Genomic DNA, 20712 nt, shown 5'->3' with positions numbered 1-20712 from the left:
AAAGAAACAGGAGTTTATATGGCAGGTGACATAGAAAACACGACCGAAGAGGCAAGGTTTATTAAGCAAACTCGCAACTTTGATATTCAGCGCGTTATTGTCAAGATTGGTTCATCGTTATTAACCAATAACGGTCGAGGGCTAGATCGTACTGCCATATATGAGTGGGCAAAACAGATTGCTAAGCTGCACAAAAAAGGTGTGGAGGTGCTACTGGTATCGTCAGGTGCCGTTGCTGAAGGTGTGGTACGTATGAACCTTGAGGAGCGCCCTAAAAAACTAGCTGCACTACAGGCCTGCGCTTCTATTGGTCAAATGGGTCTGATTGAAACGTGGTGGTCAGCATTGATCCAGCATGGTATTCAAAGCTCGCAGTTACTACTGACTCATGATGATTTGTCCAACCGTAGCCGTTACCTCAATACGACGGGTGCGCTGACGCAATTACTAGAATGGCGCGTACTACCTGTCATTAATGAAAACGATACCATCACTATTGATGAGATCAAATTTGGTGATAATGACACGCTAGGTGCAATGGCAGCAGCGATGGTCAATGCTGACTTGTATATTATCCTAACCGATCAAGACGGTGTGTTCACTGATAACCCACGTGACAACCCTGATGCCAAAATGATTCGTCAAGAGCGGGCGATGGCTGATTATTTGTTTGATATCGCAGGGGATGGTGGCAAGCTCGGACGCGGTGGTATGTTGACCAAAATCCGTGCTGGTCGTCTTGCAGCGATGGGTGGGTGTCCAACCGTTATCGTGAGCGGTGCTATTGATGATGTTATCACTCGTGTCGTTTCAGGTGAGGCAGTAGGTACATTACTGACCACCAACGAAGAAGACAAAATCATTGCTCGCAAACAATGGCTTGCAGCGCATCTGCGCATGTCAGGCAGCTTGATTGTCGATGCTGGTGCCGCTAAAGCGCTGACTGAACACAATAGAAGTTTGCTGCCAGTTGGGGTCGTAGAAGTGCGCGGCGGTTTTGATGAAGGCGATGTGGTAGAGATTATTGATCAAGATACAAACGAACGTATAGCTGTCGGTCAAGTGAATTTTTCATCGCATGATGCGCGCCGTGTGGCTCGTGAGCGTACCGAAAGCTTTGATAAAATTTTCGGTAGTAATGAAGAGCGCGTTGTCATGGTACATCGTGACAACTTAGCGTTGACGGTATAGTCAATCCTATATAAATTGGATACGCTGTCAGCCTTGCTTAGTTTACTATTTATAGCACTTTTTATAGTACTTTCGCTCGGCTTCCTTATATCCAAATTATATTGAACCAACTATATAATAAGGTTATGGCCTGTTTGCAGGTGTTGATGACTCATAGAGATGTGTCGGTTAATAGCTTATATACGTCATAGTATGACTTATCAACGTTTGAAAACTGTCAATATTTAGGTATTTATCAGTATTTAGAAGTAACGAGCAATCAAAAATCTAAGAACCAGTATTACTTAATGATACGAGACGTTTTTGGGTTGAAAGACAGCGATGACTAAAACGTGTCTTTGAATGAAAGCTTAATTATCCAACGTGCAACGCGTTTTATATCCTTTATATTCAACTTATTTTACCCAGCACGGTATTCATTGAAAATAGTAACAATGAATACCGTGCTGCTTTGGAGATTTGTACATGAGTGCTTCAGACCATAGCAACTCGCTTCAGCAAGAATTTGCCCCTTTGAAAAACGACAGATTGCTCCGCGCATTTCGTTTTGAGACGATAGACACCACCCCAGTGTGGATGATGCGTCAAGCAGGTCGTTATTTACCAGAGTACAAAGCCACCCGCGCTGAAGCAGGTGATTTTATGAGCTTGTGCCGAGATACTGACCGCGCAACTGAAGTCACTTTGCAGCCCTTACGTCGTTATGATTTGGACGCCGCTATTTTATTCAGTGATATTCTGACCATTCCTGATGCTATGGGATTGGGTTTGTATTTTGAAGCTGGAGAAGGGCCGAAGTTTAAACACCCTATTCGTACGCAAGCAGATTTAGATAGATTGCCTGTGCTTGATGTGAATGACTCTCTTGATTATGTCATGCGTGCGGTGACAAGTATTCGCAAAGCGCTTAATGGCCAAGTCCCCTTGTTTGGCTTTTCTGGCAGCCCGTGGACACTAGCGACTTATATGATTGAAGGCGGTAGCTCAAAGGATTATCGTTATACCAAAGGCTTTTTGTATAGCAATCCTGCTTTTTTGCATCAATTATTAGATAAGCTTGCTACGTCTGTTATTGACTATTTAGATGCGCAAGTCGTTGCTGGTGCTCAGGTACTACAGATCTTTGACAGCTGGGGCGGCGCGCTTGGTCATCGTCAGTTTATCGATTTTTCACACGCTTATAATAAGCGCATCGTCGCTGAGCTAAAAGTGCGTCACCCTGATATACCAGTGGTATTATTTACCAAGGGCGGCGGACTATGGCTAGATATCCAAGCAGATAGTGAAGCAGATGCCTTAGGTCTAGATTGGACGATGCCGCTTGATCGTGCGCGTCAGGCGTTGACTGAGAGTCAGCGTCAATTGACTAAGCAGCATAAAAAACTACAAGCTAGCAAAGCGCTTCAAGGTAATTTGGACCCAGCAACCTTGTATGGTTCTCCTGAAACCATCCGCTCAGAAGTAAAATTAATGCTTGATGATGCCTATGCTAACGGTGAAAAAACTGGCTACGTGGCGAATTTGGGCCATGGTATTACGCAGTGGGTCAACCCTGATAATGCCAAAGTGTTTATCGATGCCGTGCATGATTATAAAATCTAGCCACTGTTTTATTTAATTACTGTGCTACTTAGCCGCTGGGGTATTTAAATGCTATGATAAATTGGACTTATAAAGTTAAAATCCAGTGTTAGCTATAGCCTAGCAATTACATTATTGAGTAAAAGGGGATATCTTATGATTTCAGCAGCAATCGTCGGTGGCACAGGGTATACAGGTATTGAGCTGATTCGCTTACTATCCGCTCATCCTGAAGTTTCTATTGATTTGCTAACGTCACGTAGCGAAGCTGGTACACGTGCTGATGAGATATTCCCAAGCTTACGCGGTATCTCAGACATCGTCTTTAGTGACTTGGGTGATGATACACTTGCAACGTTGCAAAAATGTGATGTGGTATTTTTTGCCACGCCACACGGTGTCGCGATGAAGCAAGCGGAAGCGTTGACTCAAGCAGGCGTGCGAGTCATCGATCTGGCGGCTGATTTTCGTCTCCAGTCATTGACGGAGTTTGAGCATTGGTATCAACAGTCGCATGCATGCCCTGAGTTATTGAAGACAGCTGTTTATGGTCTACCTGAAGTCAATCGCCACAAGCTTGCAAACGCCTTAGTAGTAGGGAACCCTGGCTGTTATCCAACCACGGCTATTTTGGGACTAAAACCCATTATTGACGAGCAAAACAAGCAAGCAGCACGCTTGATCGACGCACGTATCGTTATTGATGCCAAATCTGGTGTTTCAGGGGCGGGACGTCAGGCAAGTTTGGCGCTTAATTATGCGGAAACGACAGACAATTTTAAAACTTATAGCGTTGCAGGTCATCGCCATTTGCCAGAGATTGAGCAAGGAGTTGCGCAGCTATTAGACAGTCAGTTTAGCCATCGCATTCGCTTTTTACCGCATTTAGTGCCAATGATTCGTGGAATGCTGAGCTCCATCCATATGGAGATGACTGAGGAAGGCGCGGCTATTGATTGGCAGCAAGTATTTGAAGAGTGCTATGCGTCAGAGTTGTTTATTGATGTCATGCCAAAAGGTATTTATCCTGATACGCGCAGTGTACGTGCCAGCAACCGTCTGCGGATTGCGGTACATCAAGACAATGACCGTGCTGAACTGACGGTTATCGTGGTGCAAGATAACTTAGTAAAAGGCGCGGCAGGGCAGGCGGTACAAAATATGAATGTAATGTTTGGTCTTGATGAATCACTGGGATTGAATTTCGCGCCTATTGTTCCTTAATATTAGGGCGTGTTGAACGTTCATAAATAAGCACTGTCATGGTCGAGGGGTCAAACATAACCTATTAAGTTACCTCATTTTTTTATTGTCACATCGTTCATATTGATGGTGCTAGGTATTGATTATAAATTCCGCTATAATAACCTGCCCTTACTGTTAAGAGATACTGTCTAAATGCGTGTTAAGATTGTACTACGCTTTTGCTCACAGCCAGCACGTTTATCGTGCCAAGACGCTATTTCATATAAATTGGAGCGTAGCCGACATTCTTTACAAGTCAGTAATGGCAATATCGATAGTCGGGATAGTCTCAGTGCGAGCCAAACAGGTGCTTCGACACTGGTACTGGCGCTTTTTGTCGTGGCCATATTAGCGACAGCTATCGTTGGGTTGGTATTCGGTCACAAGCTTGGCTATCAGCGCGGCTTTCATGCGATGCAGACTGAGACCAAACAAGCGATTATCAACAGCACTGAGGCAACTAAAGAGCTGCAAGATCTACGTGTTAGCAATAAGATTGCCACGAGTGAAGCCGCCACTGCCAAGCAAGAGCTGGCGATAAGTTTGACAAATTTAGAAGAGTTACGCGTCACACAAAAAGAATTAACCATTGAAAACAAACAAGTTACCCAGCTTAATGAACTTTATACTGAGGTGATTAGTGATAATGGTGGCATGCCACTACAGATAATTGGCGCTAATATTAAGCCGTTACCTGAGAACGCTTTCGAGTATGGTTTTGATGTCGGTATGCTGAGTAAAGATGGCACTGCCAAACGTTTAACACCAATTTTGACATTAATTGACAATGATGACTTTGTGGAAGTACCACTAGATCCTGCCAGTTATTCGATCAAAGGTATTGTACGTATTCGTGGTCGTTTTATGATGCCATCAGGCTTTAAGCCTTTACAGGCTAAACTGACTTTAAGAGCTGGTGGGCAACAAAAAGAACAGCTGTATGATTGGAGGCTTGGCGATAGGGTCGACAATATGCCGCTCTCCCTTTTAGACTTGCCAGAAGTCGATGAAAGTCCTATTGAACCTTGATTATTACTCAAATATCAATAATCACTTGAAATTTGATGGTATGAGCCAAAGCTAGTTAAACATGATGGCTACTGATAGCAGCTAAGTGGAAGCAAAGGTGCTTTGTTACATGCCAATTGTGCACCAAATAGCCTCTCTGTATAACCTCCTTTTTATTTAGAATTTACCTTATAATTATATTTTTATTATGATAAAACCTATGACTCTACAAGCTAGGCCAACCGTTTTTGATTGGCATTTTCCTAACATACCTGCACAGCGTGCTCAAGACAGTGCGCCAGAGGATGAGACGTCGCCGCAAGCAGACGTGCTCGTGGCCGAGCCAGAAGTGGCAAAGCCGCCGATGTATGCGGTCGTGATGTATAATGACAATTACACGCCGATGGAATTTGTCGTCTATGTTTTACAGTCGGAATTTCGCCACAGTGTTGATTCTGCCGTTGAAGTGATGTTGACGATTCACAACAGCAGTAAAGGTATTGCTGGTATCTATCCCAAAGATATCGCTGAAACCAAAGCCAAAAAGGTAAACAGTTTGGCTCATCGCGAAGGCTATCCTTTATTGACTCAAATTGAACCACATCAGGGTGAATAGCCGCCACAACGGTTTTATTTTTTCGCAGCTTTTCACCTTGTTTGATATTATTTAATCAGCTATTTAATGCTGCCACTTCTAAGCTTATATACCCGTAATATTTTTTAAAAGCCTTTTTACTAGGCAGTTCTACTGTTACTTCACCGCAAATCAGCCCTCGTACCTCTTTTAAGTAATCAGTCTTCTTTCTGCTTTGATCTTGATTTTTATCTCAAATAGCCTTATATACTAAACATAACGTCGTGTGATAAATCGATGTCTTGCGTTCAGTTTTTTTAGCATTTCGCTATGTTCCTAATACCCTGATGATTTACGCCCTTATTTTTATAAGATCTTTTTTATTCTCAACTTCTCATTTGTGTAATTCGTTATTTTCTGACTTTCTCGTCTCCAATATCCCCTCATAAAGTATGCTTAGATACATTTTAGTATGCGTTAATAGATTGACTATGTTTGAGTATCATGTTGAGATAAAGAAAAGCGAATATGAATTATCACAATCATTGCTAGATAGGTCGAAACACTCACTAAATGATACACGGTACACTTCAATCATCGTTTGGTCGTGTCTCTTAATAATACTCACATTGCCCTTGAACAATACATCTATCGCCCTGATTTACTACCTAACTCATTCATAGAGCTATCAATTTATAAGATAGGTACAACCGTAGGAAGTCCTTATGTTAAGTCGTCATCTTGAAGTTTCTTTGCGTTTAGCAATGACACTTGCGCGCCAAAAATCGCATGAGTATCTCACTGTTGAACATTTATTGTTGGCACTGTTAGAGAACACGCATGCTGCCAACACATTAACGGCGTGCAATGCAAATGTTTCAACGCTACGTACCGAGCTCGAGGCTTATATCAATAAGCATACGCCAACGGTAGATGCAGAAACGGAGCAATCACCACAGCCAACCCAAAGCTTTGATCGCATCCTGCAACGTGCTATTTTTCATGTGCAGTCTATTGGTGGTGGTCGTTTGGTCGAAGGCTCAGATATCTTGGTATCTATGTTTTCCGAGCACGATACTTACGCTGTTTATTTGCTCAAAAAACAAGGCATCAGTCGTCTTGAGCTGACCCAGTATTTATCACATGGTCAAGATAAAGATGAGCCATCAGAGCCTCGTGCTTCTACGACTGGAGAGCGTCGTAGTGCTTCTGAAAAAACCAGCAAAGATCCGTTGGTTGAGTTCGCTACTAACCTAAACCAGCGTGCGGCAGAAGGTAAAACCGATCCATTAATTGGACGTACTTCTGAGATTGAGCGTGCTGCTCAAGTACTCTGTCGTCGCCGCAAAAACAACCCATTGTTGGTTGGTGAGCCAGGGGTTGGTAAAACGTCTATCGCTGAAGGTTTGGCATGGTTAATTATCAATGATAAAGCACCAAAGCCGCTTAACGGCTGTGTGATTTATAGCTTAGATATTGGCTCACTCATCGCCGGTACTAAGTACCGTGGTGATTTTGAAAAACGTATGAAATCACTCCTTGATGCAATGAAGAAAAAGCCAAATGCCATCTTGTTTATCGATGAGATTCACATGATTATTGGTGCAGGCTCTTCAATGAGTAGCAACATGGATGTGTCTAACCTGATCAAACCGGCGCTTGCCAACGGTGAGTTGCGTTGTATTGGTTCAACGACCTTCACTGAGTATCGTCAGGTGTTTGAAAAAGACCATGCACTCTCGCGTCGTTTTCAAAAAATCGATGTGAAAGAGCCAAGTGTCGATGACAGTATCGATATTTTACGGGGTCTCAAACCGCGTTACGAAGAGTTTCATAACGTTGAATATACAGATGAAGCATTGGTCACTGCTGTACAGTTATCGGCCAAGCATATTCACGAGCGCTTTTTACCTGATAAGGCAATTGATGTTATCGATGAAGCTGGTGCTTATAAGCGTTTAGGCGTGATTCCGGATACCGATGATATCGAGGCAGAAGAAAGCTTCATTGCTGATTTGGAGCAAGACTTCGATGCTCAGATTGATGCCGATGTTGAAGGTCTTGAGAGCGATATTCATAATGACGTAACCGGTGATGACAACGATAATGAAATGCAGGATGAAGCCAATACTGCAAAAGCCAATGATCGTGCTAAATCATCTGATGACTCAAAAGCGGCGAAGGCCAAGAAAAAACCACCGATGAAAATCGATGTGGCAGACATTGAAGCTATCGTGGCCAAGCTTGCGCGCATTCCGCCCAAGTCAGTATCAAGCGATGATAAGAGTATTCTTGAGCATTTAGATCGTGATCTTAAGCATTTAGTATTTGGTCAAGACGAAGCGATTGAGACCTTGGCAGATGCCATTAAATTGTCTCGTGCGGGTCTAAAAGCGCCAGATAAGCCAATTGGTTCATTTATGTTTGCCGGTCCGACAGGGGTTGGTAAGACAGAAGTATCGCGTCAGTTGGCAAAATTGTTAGGCGTAGAGTTGGTGCGCTTCGATATGTCAGAATATATGGAAGCCCATACCGCATCACGTCTGATCGGTGCACCTCCCGGCTATGTCGGTTTTGATCAAGGTGGACTGCTTACTGAAAAAATCAATCAACATCCGCATTGTGTCTTATTGCTTGATGAGATTGAAAAAGCGCATCCTGATGTATTCAACTTGTTATTACAAGTGATGGATCATGGTACGTTGACGGATAATAATGGTCGTGTCGCTATCTTTAAGCAAGTGATTGTCATTATGACCACTAACGTAGGTGCTGATAGTATTAGTCGCTCTTCGATGGGCTTTACCCAGCAAGATCATAGCCGTGATAACACAGAATCGCTCAAACGTGTCTTTACTCCTGAATTCCGCAACCGCTTAGATGCCACCATTCAGTTCAATTCATTAGATACATCAGTGGTAGTATCAGTGGTCGATAAATTCTTGGTTGAGCTACAAGTACAGCTCGATGATAAGCAAGTCACGCTAGAGATTGATGATGAAGTACGTGATTACTTGGCTGTAAAAGGATATGACCGTTTGATGGGTGCGCGTCCGATGCAGCGTCTGATTCAAGATGAAATCAAAAAACCATTGGCAAGTATGATTTTGTTTGGAGATTTGGTTAACGGTGGGGTTGTTCATCTTACCTTAGAGCCTGAAGCGGGCGATGAGCAAGATGGTGCTACTATGAAACTGGATAAGGTATCGGATAAAGGTTCAGCGAATAGTCGGATTATCTTAACAGTCGTTGAGACCCATGAGCCGCGCTCAGACTCTGAATCATTGGCCAGCTAAACGGTTTTACATTAGCTTTATAAAAACGGCTACCATATTGCTGTGGTAGCCGTTTTTTTATTGCTATAATTTATCAACAAACCTCATATCGTTTTTTGTTACCATCAATCTAAATGATGACACGCTCTAGTTGCGAAGTAATTATTCATAACAAATATAATAAGGATGTACCATGGAACTGTTTGACGAACAGCCGACGAAGACCCCAGAGCAAAGGCAAGCGATTTTAGACAATGTCCGTCTACCAGCAGACTGGAAAACGGCACTAGCAGATGAATTGACCTCTGACAATATGGATAACCTACGAGCTTTTTTAAAGGAAGCGTACCAATCAGATGAGAGTGTTTATCCACCTGCACCGCTGATGTTCAATGCCTTTAACCTAACCCCTTTATCGAAGGTTAAAGTCGTTATCTTAGGACAAGACCCTTATCATCGTCCAGGTCAGGCAATGGGGCTATCTTTTTCTGTGCCCAAAGCGATTCCCAAGCCGCCATCACTTAATAACTTACTCAAAGAAATGGCCAATGATATCGGCACCAGTTACTCAGCGCATGGTGATTTAACGTATTGGGCGCAGCAAGGGGTTTTACTCTTGAACAGCTCATTAACAGTACGAGAAGGTGAGCCAAACAGTCATCAAAATAAAGGTTGGGAGCAGTTTACCGATGCCGTGATTGATGTGGTCAATCAACAAACGGAGCACACGATATTTATATTGTGGGGTAGTAAAGCGCAGAAAAAAGGCAAGTATATCGATACTGAAAAACATCTGATTTTAACGGCTGTGCATCCTTCACCATTGGCTGCCAATCGTGGTGGATTTTTTGGTTCCAAGCCATTTTCTAAAACCAATGATTACTTGGTACAGTATGGACAAACACCAATTGACTGGCAATTACCACAATAGATAACAAATAATCTAATGATAAATTTACACTCTCATCCGTTAATACCTAGCCAATTGGCCGCTATTGAAGTAAAAATGCCACTTGCAAGCAGTACATTTTGGTCGTTGCAAGACGTTAAATGGATGCAAAAAGCATTGCTACTGGCTAAACAAGGGGCTGCACTCGGAGAAGTGCCAGTAGGCGCAGTGTTGGTACACAATCAGCAGATCATCGGGCAAGGATTCAATGAGCCAATTGGACGCCATGACGCGACTGCTCATGCTGAGATAGTTGCACTAAGGGATGCGTGCGCGCGTTTAAAAAACTACCGCCTGCCGCTACAGACAACTTTGTACGTGACTTTAGAGCCCTGTACGATGTGTGTTGGCGCACTCATTCATGGCCGTGTGGATAGACTGGTCTATGCGGCGAGCGAACCTCGAGCGGGCATGGTTGGTAGTCAAATGAACTTAGCCATGCAGCCTTTTTATAATCATAGTATTCAAGTTGATAAAGGTTTATGCCGTGAGCATAGTAGTCAGATGTTAAAGCATTTTTTTCGTGAACGTCGCCGCACCGCCAAAAAAAGTAAAAACACTGTCATTAACAATTAAAACAGACATTCAACAAGATATCAGTCTTGTGGCTAGTGATAACGTGGTTTTTTTGCTATAATATCGCCCTATTTGATTGCTAATAAGTTAGTGGTCTAACAAACAGTTGATAATTAAGTAAATATTGCGTTGTTACTGTTGCATAAGTAGCATTCTAGCTAATGTGCTTTTTAATATAAAAGCAGCCATATAAGCAGTGTCTACTATTAAGTGATAAGTGAGTCCTATGACCGTCTCTACACCTACTAATGATAATAGCCAAGCGCAGCCAGTGCGTTATCCTGTTATTTGTATTGACGGTCCAAGTGGCGCAGGCAAAGGCACAGTAACTTGGCGTCTGGCACAAGCATTGGGTTATCAGCTGTTAGATTCAGGCGCTTTATATCGCATCGTTGGTCTAAAGGCATTTGAAGCAGGATTGATTACTGCCGATGCTAGCAAAGCGATTGATGAGATGGCTGTATTGCATCTGACACAAAGCTTAGACATTGCTTTTGTGCCTAACAATGAGTCAGGCCGTGTCGATATCATCGTGAATGGCGAAGCAGTGGGTGAGCAAGTGCGTAACGAAACGATTGGTGGTTACGCCTCACAAGTGGCTGTCTATCCAAAGGTTCGTAATGCCTTGCTAACGCTACAACAAGACATGGCAACCCGTTCAGGCCTAGTGGCTGATGGTCGTGATATGGGTACGGTGGTGTTCCCAGATGCTGACGTTAAAGTATTTTTGACTGCCAGCGCGGAAGCACGTGCCAAGCGCCGTGTCACACAATTAGTAGAAGCGGGACAAGTGGCAGATTTTGAGGCGATCTTGACGACGATTAAAGCCCGTGATGATCGGGATGAAAATCGTACGACAGCACCATCAAAGCCAGCAGACGATGCCTTAGTATTGGATAGTTCCATGCTAGATGCAAATGCGGTTTATGAGCAGATAAAAAAACACTGCCAGAATCAGGGTGTCTGCTTTAATAGCTAATAGAAACAACATATTGAGCACTAAATAGTTTCCTATATCTTTGATATTAGTATAAAATTATAGTATGTCGGATAAGCAGTGATTAGAACAACGTTGTCGTTTTAATAACACAAGACAGTTGTTGCTAATGAGCTCTATAAACATTGTGTTTATGAACAATACGCTTATTAGCAACAAACGTTTTTTTATATGACTATGTAGGATATAAAACCAGTATTCCGTTTTATATAGTCATAAATTTGATCCGTACTGTGCTGGACAGGATACGGCTATACAAAGGTAGACATAATGGAATCATTTGCTGAACTATTTGAAGCGAGCATCGAAGAAACAGGTCTTGATATCGAGCGTGGCTCGGTTATCACAGGTACTGTTGTAGCCATCGATAGTGATTGGATTACAGTAGATACTGGTCTTAAGTCTGAAGGTATCGTCGCTCGTGAAGAGTTTTTAAGCGAAGAAGGCGAACTTGAAGTTGAAGTTGGCGATAGTGTCGATGTTGTGGTTGAAGCGGTTGATAACGGTATGGGTCAAACCTTACTGTCACGCGAAAAAGCCAAACGCGTTGAGACTTGGAATTTCCTTGAGAAAATCTCTGACAATGATGAGATCGTTAAAGGTATTATTTCTAGCAAAGTTAAAGGCGGCTTTACCGTAGATATCGGTTCAGTACGCGCGTTTTTGCCAGGTTCATTGGTAGATGTACGTCCTATCCGTGATACCACGCATCTTGAAGGCAAAGAGCTAGAATTCAAAGTCATCAAACTTGATCAAAAACGCAACAACGTTGTGGTTAGCCGTCGTGCAGTTATGGAAGCTGAAAACTCAGCTGAGCGCGAAGAGCTATTGAACAAGCTTGAAGAAGGTATCGAGATTGAAGGTATCGTTAAGAACCTTACTGATTACGGTGCATTCGTTGACCTAGGTGGTATCGATGGTCTATTGCACATCACTGACATGGCATGGCGCCGTATCAAGCACCCATCTGAGGTGGTTGAAGTTGGTCAAGACCTAAAAGTTAAAGTATTGAAGTTTGACCGTGAGCGCAATCGCGTTAGCCTAGGTCTAAAACAACTTGGTACTGATCCTTGGGATAACGTTGGCGGCACATACCCAGTGGGTAGCGTTGTTAAAGCACGCGTTACTAACCTAACTGATTATGGTTGTTTTGCTGAGATTTCTGAAGGCATCGAAGGTCTAGTACACGTGTCAGAGATGGATCATACCAACAAAAACATCCACCCATCAAAAGTAGTTCAAGTGGGCGATGAAGTTGAAGTAATGATTCTTGATATCGATGAAGAACGTCGTCGTATCAGCTTAGGTATCAAACAGACTCTAGCCAATCCATGGGATGAGTTTGATAAGAAACATGAGCGCGGTGATAAAATCACTGGTACGATCAAATCAATCACTGACTTCGGTATCTTTATCGGTCTAGACGGTGGTATTGATGGTCTGGTTCATCTATCTGATATCTCTTGGAACGAAACTGGCGAAGATGCTATCCGTAACTACAATAAAGGCGACACCGTTGAAGCAATGGTATTGTCTGTAGATGCAGAAGCTAACCGTATCAGCCTAGGCGTTAAGCAGTTAAGCTCTGATCCATTCAACGAATACCTAGTCAACAATGACCGCGGTGCTATCGTTAATGGTAAAGTGAAAGAAGTAGATGCTAAAGGTGCTACTATCGAACTTGCTGACGAAGTAGAAGCTTATCTACGTGCCTCTGAGATCCAACGTGACCGCGTTGAAGATGCAACTAAGCATCTAACGGTTGGTGATGATGTTGAAGCTAAAATCATCAGTGTTGATCGCAAAACACGCAACATCAACTTGTCTATCAAAGCGAAAGACGAAGCTGAAGAGCGTCAAGCGATTAAAGATCTTGGTAGCACTAGCACGACTGCTGCTCCAGGAACTGATGCACAGCCAAAAACAATTGGTGACTTGATCAAAGAACAAATGCAGTAAGTTGCTAAGTTGTTGATATAAAAGTAATGTAAAAAAAGCGACTCCGGTCGCTTTTTTTTATGATTAAATTTGTATAACGTGGCTAGTAATAGAAGTTTTTGCTCAAACAGACAAACTCTTATTCCCATTTATCCTAATATCCGCTATCATTTGCAACATTGAGTAACAATATATCAGTCGGATTTAGTTTTATATAAATAATATCGGCTTATAGAAGCAATTGTGACTTTAGATGTTTCTAAGTTAATTCAGTATAATGCTATAAATAGTCATCGTAAAAACCAGATTTTGACTCACAGTCATTTTATCCATTAATCAACAGGGCAAGCGTCATAATGCAGCAAGCGATTAACAAATCCGAATTTATTAGTAATTTGAGTGCGAATTGTGAAAATATAACTGACACAGTTGTAGATGACGCAGTACGTGAAATATTAAATTTGATGACCCATACTTTAGCCAATGATGGTCGGGTAGAGGTTCGTGGGTTTGGTAGTTTTTGTCTACATCATCGCCGCGCTCGTATGGGGCGTAACCCAAAAACAGGGGAAAGCGTGCCTGTACCTGCCAAAGCTATTCCGCATTTTAAGCCGGGTAAAGCACTACGTGAAGCTGTAAATGATAAAGTAGCAAATAATTAGTACTGGTCATAGATGTGTTAATTGATGATGCACTCTAGAATGCTATCTTTAAACTGTTAGCTCCATTCAAAACCGAGGTATCTTTCATGCGCTTTTTACTGTTTGTATTACTGTTTTTAAGCTTTGCTTATTCGCTTGGCTTGGTATTGGCAAATAATACTGAGGTTGGCGTAAACTTGCTGTTCTCACAAGCACCGACAATGAATTTGGGGTTGCTGCTGATACTCTGTTTGATACTCGGTATCATTATTGGTATTTTGCTAGCATTGCTTATCTTCCGCGTCTTACAAAATAAGTGGGAAATCTCGCGCCTTAACAAGGCCAACAATCACTTGCAAGAGCAATTGACCCAAGCCAATGTCGTTATTGATCGTCAAGCAAATGCACCAACAGTAGAAGATGCGGTCTACGGGACAACGGCGACCCAGACTCAAGATACAGCAGTTAATATAGATGAAGGCTCTACTTTGATTAAGCATAAGCGAGACTAAGCGGCTTGATAATGGCGGCGCGGCTAATTTTAAAAATACAATGCTTTGATAACTCTGATATATGGCAAAACCATGAATAATATAACTAACTCTCCAGTCATCGTTGCTTTAGATAACATGACTTTGGATGCATCCTTGGCGCTAGCTGATCAATTAGACCCAACGTTATGTCGATTAAAAGTGGGTAAAGAGCTGTTTACTCGTTGTGGCCCTGATATCGTCAAGGCATTGCATCAGCGTGACTTTGAGGTGTTCTTGGACTTAAAGTTTCATGATATTCCTAATACCACGGCTCAAGCAGTATTGGCGGCAGCTGAGCTTGGCGTATGGATGGTTAATGTCCATGCAAGCGCGGGCTTAGAGGCGATGTCATTGGCCAAACAACGCCTGTTAGACGGTAATTTTGAGACCTTGTTGATTGCCGTCACTGTGCTGACTTCTATGGACAATCAAGCATTGATGCAAACGGGCATCACGGACGGTTTAGATGCGCAAGTCAGCCGCCTAGCACAATTGACCAAACAAGCGGGACTTGATGGTGTGGTGTGTTCTGCCCAAGAAGCAAAAGTGCTTAAGGCTTTATGTGGTAAAGACTTTAAGCTGATCACGCCTGGCATCCGACTCGCTGATGACAGCGCGGATGATCAAAAGCGTATTTGTACGCCGAGTCAAGCATTGATGGAGGGTTCTGATTATCTGGTCATTGGACGCTCTATTACTCAAGCGCAAAATCCTACCACTAAGCTACAGAAGATACTTCAAAGTATTTAAGTTTGAATAGATGTTAAGAAAAAAAGACAGCCTAAATGGCTGTCTTTTTACTTTTTGATGGACAAGGAAAAGCTGCTACACTACTTAAATTTATGCTTACAACCTTTCTAAAATATAATGACCATATCAAAAATGTTCATTTAACTAAATATGAATATTACTATTATGAGCGTTTATCGCTAATTAGAGTTTTAATAATAACGCCACTAAATGATGTTGGATAATATGAAATTACAGATATTAAGTGACTTACACATTGACAGCTATGCCCGGCAATTGCATCCGATGGGGCATATTCCTAAGACCGATGCAGACATTGTATTGGTCGCTGGTGACACCGCTAATAGTGATAGCGGCATGCCGTGGCTACAAGAGCAAGCTGCACGTTTACAGGTACCGCTTATTACCATCGCGGGAAATCATGAGTATTTCAAAGAAGATGTGCTAAATTTCGATCAGAAATTGGCAACATGGGATAATTACGATGAAACCTCAGCCAAAGGCATGCGCGTGCTCCAGTGTCAGCATATTGATATCGGAGAAGTACGCATCTTAGGGTGTACGCTATGGACTGATTATCAGTACCAAGCGAATGAGGACACTATGGTCGCTGCTAAACGCTTTATGCGGGACTATACGCAAATATATGCTGGTGATCAGCTATTCTCACCTGAGCTGTCTATGCAATTGCATGCTGAGCAGCGTCAATGGTTACAACAAGCCTTGATAACCGCGAAAACACTGGGCAAAAAAACGATAGTGATGAGTCATCATAGCATCAGTGCATTATCAGTGTCTGAGAAGTATGCCAGCCTACCCAGTAATGCAGCGTTCGTCAGTGATTTATCTGGCTGGATGCATGAAACTTGGGCGCCTACGCTGTGGGTGCATGGACATACGCACGAAGCATTTGACTATCGTATTGGTAATACCCGAGTGATTGTCAATCCACGCGCTTATCCAAACGAGGTGAGTAGTACAGCATTAGCCTTTGCTTGGGATAAAGTCATTGATATTGGTTGAGCCGTTTTTCGTGTAAATACGTTGGATCGCTAGCAGTGGCTTAGCGCATTCTGAAATAGCCTATCATTCATCATTCATCATTCATAATTGGTCTTAAAAGTCCGTTCATTATCGCTGCTTATATTGCAACTGGATTTATATTTTGTTCATTCCTGATAAAAAATCTGCTAGGCTTGCTAGCATGAGCAAATATCCTATTAGTACCCAGTCAAAACTATCCGCAGATAAGCTTGCGAGTCACACGCCAAGTGCGCCTGCGCCGTCACACTTACCTGACAGTATGATCTCTTCGGTCAGCTTATTACCTGATAATAAGCGACTGATTTTATTTACTAGGCACTCTCTACGCGAGCGTTCTGATGGTAACGGTTTTGCCAGTTATCAGTTGCCGCTCACGCCTAAAGGTCGCATATTGGCTAAGTCTTGGGGACGTTGGCTAGCAGGACACCTGCCGTATTCGCTCGATGTCGATAGCATCTCAAGTCCGATTGGGCGCTGCATTGACACGGCACAATTGATGCAAGAAGGGGCGGGGTTACAGCGTCATATTGCTCATCAATCATTGCTAGTGGAGCCGGGCAGTCTGGTTACTGAACCTGAGATTGCCAATGTCGTATTCAAAGAAATTGGTGTGCTTAACTTTATTAATCGTTTTTTGCAAGGAAACCTCGAAGGTACTAAAAATGCCTATCAAGGTGGTCTTGATATTTTATCGCTCTTTTATCAACATCAGCCGCAGCATGGGCATTTGATGCTCGCTGTTAGTCATGATACTTTGTTATCAGCTTTTTTGGCGGTAATGCTTGATGTGACCGAAATCGATTGGAATGATTGGCCTAAGATGATGGAAGGGGTGTTTTTGTGGTTCGATGACAAGCCTTTTGATCAGGCGAATGCTTATTTTGTCTGGCGTGGTGAGGTTTATATTCGTCCTGTTAGTACTTTGTTAGAAGGTTACCGTGCTGCCGGCTTTCATCCTAGCAAATTATTGCTGCCACCAAAAGTGAAGTGGACTTAATTTTCAAAGGGGTTTTATGCTTATTAAGCACAAACTTGACCCATTCATCTCAAAAATGGAAAATCAGTCGAATTTTATTTTTTATCCCTCTGTTCGGCTTTTACCATAAGAAAACTGAGAACGATCACCCACACTGCGACCATGTTTCCATAATTGCATGCCATGCGATAGCTGGTTACTCTCCCATGCCTGTAAGGCTTTAGGAACGTTATGACTATGGTCAACGAGTGCCTCTACCAACGAAATAGCGTTTGCTGCTGCTTTTGCCGTACCCGCTGCTGTATGAGGCCGAGGAATAAAAGCGGCATCTCCTATCAGTGCCATTCTATCGAAAGCCATCTGCGGCACTGTTAAGTCTAAAATCGACTGTACAAAAGGCTCTTTAGTCGCGGCTACTAATTTTTTGAAGGGGTCAGCGAGTACAAGATCTGCGTAGCTTCGCATTGCTCGATCAACAGCAGGCGACATCATTCCTGGCGGCACAGAATGCGTTCTACATTTACTGTTTTTGTCGGTAAGTATATGAGCTAACTCCGTTTTCTCATCATAGTTAACGTACCAAACCCAGTTAAATCGGCGTTTTCCTGGAACCAGCGATTCGTTTTCACCAGGAATGACGTAGGCCAAAATATGCGAGTTTGGAAAATCATAAAATACAAACCGTTCAGTAAATATCTTAGCCACTTCTGGCGCTAAGTCAGCTTCGTCGATCAAACCTCTATAAGCCACGTAACCTGCATATTGAGGCTCATAAGTGGGCAAAAGCTGTTGGCGTACAGTTGAATTTGGCCCGTCAGCACCAATCAATAAATCTCCAGTTTCACAAGAGCCATCAACAAAAACAGCTGTTACTTTAGCGCCTTTTGATTGTACCTGCGCTAATACTTTACCTTGATGATAATGCTTATCTGGAAAGTGTCTTCGCATCGAGCGATAGAGAATATTCCAAGAGGTGAGCGTCTGACGCATGGCCATTTTTTCAATTGAGCCATTTTTTTGCAGATAATAGCGCTCAAGAGCATCGACGCCTAGCTTATCTGTCGCAATTCCCGCCTTTTTAAGAGCAGTCACGACATCAGCTTGCAAAACAACACCACCGCCTCTGCTATCCAAATCATGAGCAGAACGCTCGTAAATATCTACTTGCCAGCCAATAGAACGTAATAGTGTCCCTGAAAACAGCCCAGCTAAAGAACCACCGATCACGATTGCACGCTTAGTCATTGATTCCACTGAGCCTCTCCTAAATATCCATATACAAATAAGAATAGCATAAAAAAACCTTGCCCCAGTATTAGAACCAGTGACAAGGTTTTTTTATGCTTACGGTCTAAACAGAACAAATCTTAAGCTTGAAGGCCTTTGATTGTTTTGTTTAGGCGGCTCTTACGACGAGCAGCTTTATTCTTATGAATAATACCTTTGTCAGCCATACGATCAAGAACCGGTACCGCTTTTTTGTAAGCTTCGGTAGCCGCGTCATAATCTTTAGCTGCGATTGCCGCATCAACACGTTTTAAGTAAGTACGAACCATAGAGCGTTGTGACGCAGAGTTCTGACGACGTTTGGTGTTTTGACGGGCGCGTTTACGAGCTTGTGCAGTATTAGCCACGCGTATCTCCTTGATAAAGACAGATAAAAATATGAATGTTGATTGCAATAATGGGTTTAACAATCATCGGTGACGAGCAGCCTCTCGCCAAACATGATGTCGATGTCTGATATTAATAGGGTATCTAATATCAATAGATCATCGCAAGCGTCAGAACTGTTTGGAATAATTAAACAGCGTTGACGTGTAAAGCCGGTTATCTTAGCAAATTATTGCGCTTAGAACAATATATTTGATGGTTAATGCTCAAAGTAGTTAAACTATTTGCTAATATTTTACTTTATTAGGCTATTAAGAGTAAAGTCAGCTGCCAAGTCATACCTATCGCTGACAAAATCTCTTACAATAAACTGTGCTTAATGAGCTCAGTTATCTGTTAATTTAGGTATGATAGAGGAGCAATCTGTCTTTACGGATATGTCTTCTCATAATCATGGATTTTCTAACATTATATAAATGGATAAGGTATGCAGCGAAAAGCAATTATGATTGGCGCGACAGGATTGGTGGGGGAACACCTTGTCAAACAATTGAGTGAGCTTTACGACACGTTGATTGTGATTGCACGGCATCCGCCACGCTACATCAATGCCAGTATGCGCTTTTATCAGGTCAATGACTTCGACAATCTAAGCGAAATATTTGTCAGTGTGGGTGTTGATCGAACGACAGATGCCTTTAGTTGCCTCGGCACCACAAAAAAGCAGGCTGGCAGTGACGAAGCGTTTCGAAAAGTCGATCACGATTATAATATGAACTTTGCCAAACTATGCCGCGATAAAGGCGTTGAAAATTTCTTTTTATTATCTTCAATGAACGCTGATATCGACAGTCGGTTTTTGTACAATCGAGTAAAGGCTGAAACTGAGCAGTCAATTAGCGCATTAGATTTTGCGCAACTAGTGATTTTTCGCCCGTCATTGTTACTTGGCAAACACAAGGGACGTCCGCTTGAAAGCCTTGGTCAAAAAGCCTTTAAACTTATCTCGCCGTTATTGTCAGAGTCTTTATCATTGCATCCCATTTCTGCCAAACGTGTCGCTAGTGCAATGGCGATGAGCGCCAATGATATTTATCAGCGTAGTAAATACCGTACGGAACCGCTAATTAAGCATACTAATATTATCGAAAATAAGCAGATGCTGGCGATGACCAGAGTGAAAAAATAGCCTAAGCGGTATATCAAAAAAAGTTAAAATCAATCATAAGTAGTTAGGGAGCTTGATCATGTCAGACACGATGCCAGAATCAACCGCGATGAATAAAGAGAACTTTGTGACCTGTGATTTATTGGATGCCAATCCTGAGTCGCAGGTATGTTTGCCCAATATCGAAGGCAAGTCGTTTCATCGTTTTGGTGGCAAAGACAGATTTTGCGGTGAAATCGTGACGGTGAAATGCTTTGAAGACAATAGCCGTGTAAAGTCATTACTGAACAGCGATGGCAAAGACAAAGATGGTAATAGCAAAGTATTGGTGGTCGATGGTGGTGGCTCGATGCGTTGCGCGCTGTTAGGTGACATGATTGCGCAGTCAGCGATTGATAATGGCTGGGCAGGGGTTGTGGTGTACGGCTGTGTTCGTGATGTCGATGATATGGCAGCAATGGACATCGGTGTCATGGCGCTTGGTTGTATCCCTCGTAAATCAAATCGCCGCGATGAAGGCCAAACGGACATTGAAATTAGCTTTGGTGATTTGACACTAAATTCTGGTATGTTTGTCTACGCAGATAATAATGGCATTATCGCGAGCGACAAGCTATTAATTTAAAAACAGCTTATAATTTAAAAGCAGCTT

18 protein-coding genes and 1 pseudogene are annotated in these 20712 nt (G+C 42.6%); 17 read left to right on the top strand and 2 right to left on the bottom strand.

The window, feature by feature from the left end; all coding sequences use genetic code 11:
* Positions 1-18: 18 nt before the first annotated feature.
* The 15 genes and pseudogenes from proB to ACMFL8_RS10115 all read left to right on the top strand — a co-directional run bounded on the left by proB (position 19) and on the right by ACMFL8_RS10115 (position 17299).
* Positions 19-1191, top strand: a complete 1173-nt coding sequence (gene proB / locus ACMFL8_RS10185) for a glutamate 5-kinase (RefSeq protein WP_194619025.1) — start codon at positions 19-21, stop codon at positions 1189-1191.
* A gap of 465 nt (positions 1192-1656) precedes the next feature.
* Positions 1657-2793 (top strand): uroporphyrinogen decarboxylase, encoded by a 1137-nt coding sequence (gene hemE, locus ACMFL8_RS10180; RefSeq protein ID WP_201590947.1) that lies wholly within the window; start codon positions 1657-1659, stop codon positions 2791-2793.
* A 135-nt stretch (positions 2794-2928) separates the two neighbouring features.
* A complete protein-coding gene (gene argC, locus ACMFL8_RS10175) occupies positions 2929-3996 on the top strand; it encodes an N-acetyl-gamma-glutamyl-phosphate reductase (protein ID WP_189580674.1) in 1068 nt (355 codons plus the stop codon).
* A gap of 174 nt (positions 3997-4170) precedes the next feature.
* The gene (locus ACMFL8_RS10170; protein WP_413190886.1) at positions 4171-5046 is read left to right on the top strand and encodes a hypothetical protein; all 876 of its coding nucleotides are present in this window, start codon (positions 4171-4173) and stop codon (positions 5044-5046) included.
* Positions 5047-5245: 199 nt separating this feature from the next.
* Positions 5246-5641 (top strand): ATP-dependent Clp protease adaptor ClpS, encoded by a 396-nt coding sequence (locus ACMFL8_RS10165; protein ID WP_010200136.1) that lies wholly within the window; start codon positions 5246-5248, stop codon positions 5639-5641.
* Between the two features lie 683 nt (positions 5642-6324).
* Positions 6325-8730 (top strand): annotated as a pseudogene (locus ACMFL8_RS10160) (AAA family ATPase); the annotation flags it as partial.
* Between the two features lie 337 nt (positions 8731-9067).
* Positions 9068-9805, top strand: coding sequence for a uracil-DNA glycosylase (locus ACMFL8_RS10155; protein ID WP_010200131.1), 738 nt, complete (start codon positions 9068-9070; stop codon positions 9803-9805).
* 15 nt (positions 9806-9820) lie between these two features.
* The gene (tadA, locus tag ACMFL8_RS10150; RefSeq protein ID WP_413190885.1) at positions 9821-10399 is read left to right on the top strand and encodes a tRNA adenosine(34) deaminase TadA; all 579 of its coding nucleotides are present in this window, start codon (positions 9821-9823) and stop codon (positions 10397-10399) included.
* A 226-nt stretch (positions 10400-10625) separates the two neighbouring features.
* Positions 10626-11378 carry a (d)CMP kinase gene (gene cmk, locus ACMFL8_RS10145; protein ID WP_413190884.1) on the top strand — a complete coding sequence of 251 codons (753 nt, stop codon included), beginning with the start codon at positions 10626-10628 and terminating at the stop codon, positions 11376-11378.
* 288 nt (positions 11379-11666) lie between these two features.
* Positions 11667-13355, top strand: a complete 1689-nt coding sequence (gene rpsA, locus ACMFL8_RS10140; protein ID WP_189580689.1) for a 30S ribosomal protein S1 — start codon at positions 11667-11669, stop codon at positions 13353-13355.
* Positions 13356-13690: 335 nt separating this feature from the next.
* Positions 13691-13996 (top strand): integration host factor subunit beta, encoded by a 306-nt coding sequence (locus ACMFL8_RS10135; protein ID WP_010200120.1) that lies wholly within the window; start codon positions 13691-13693, stop codon positions 13994-13996.
* 86 nt (positions 13997-14082) lie between these two features.
* Positions 14083-14487 (top strand): lipopolysaccharide assembly protein LapA domain-containing protein, encoded by a 405-nt coding sequence (locus ACMFL8_RS10130; RefSeq protein WP_189580692.1) that lies wholly within the window; start codon positions 14083-14085, stop codon positions 14485-14487.
* A gap of 72 nt (positions 14488-14559) precedes the next feature.
* On the top strand, positions 14560-15258 hold the full coding sequence (pyrF, locus tag ACMFL8_RS10125) for an orotidine-5'-phosphate decarboxylase (RefSeq protein ID WP_413190883.1): 699 nt from the start codon (positions 14560-14562) through the stop codon (positions 15256-15258).
* Positions 15259-15483: 225 nt separating this feature from the next.
* Positions 15484-16281 carry a metallophosphoesterase gene (locus ACMFL8_RS10120; protein ID WP_227669858.1) on the top strand — a complete coding sequence of 266 codons (798 nt, stop codon included), beginning with the start codon at positions 15484-15486 and terminating at the stop codon, positions 16279-16281.
* A gap of 181 nt (positions 16282-16462) precedes the next feature.
* Complete coding sequence (locus ACMFL8_RS10115) at positions 16463-17299, top strand: histidine phosphatase family protein (RefSeq protein WP_194619014.1); 837 nt, start codon at positions 16463-16465, stop codon at positions 17297-17299.
* A gap of 81 nt (positions 17300-17380) precedes the next feature.
* On the opposite strand, the gene ACMFL8_RS10110 is transcribed toward ACMFL8_RS10115, so the two are convergent.
* The gene (locus ACMFL8_RS10110; protein WP_194619628.1) at positions 17381-18523 is read right to left on the bottom strand and encodes an FAD binding domain-containing protein; all 1143 of its coding nucleotides are present in this window, start codon (positions 18521-18523) and stop codon (positions 17381-17383) included.
* Between the two features lie 122 nt (positions 18524-18645).
* Positions 18646-18912: a 30S ribosomal protein S20 gene (rpsT, locus tag ACMFL8_RS10105; RefSeq protein WP_010200097.1), complete on the bottom strand. Its 267-nt coding sequence runs from the start codon at positions 18910-18912 to the stop codon at positions 18646-18648.
* A gap of 467 nt (positions 18913-19379) precedes the next feature.
* On the opposite strand from rpsT, the gene ACMFL8_RS10100 reads away from it, so the two are divergent.
* Positions 19380-20081 (top strand): NAD-dependent epimerase/dehydratase family protein, encoded by a 702-nt coding sequence (locus ACMFL8_RS10100; RefSeq protein ID WP_189580705.1) that lies wholly within the window; start codon positions 19380-19382, stop codon positions 20079-20081.
* 88 nt (positions 20082-20169) lie between these two features.
* On the top strand, positions 20170-20685 hold the full coding sequence (gene rraA / locus ACMFL8_RS10095; protein WP_413191392.1) for a ribonuclease E activity regulator RraA: 516 nt from the start codon (positions 20170-20172) through the stop codon (positions 20683-20685).
* Positions 20686-20712 lie beyond the last annotated feature (27 nt).

Source organism: Psychrobacter sp. AT9 (assembly GCF_047272965.1).
Taxonomy (GTDB): domain Bacteria; phylum Pseudomonadota; class Gammaproteobacteria; order Pseudomonadales; family Moraxellaceae; genus Psychrobacter; species Psychrobacter glaciei.
This window is presented reverse-complemented; position numbering and strand designations above follow the sequence as displayed.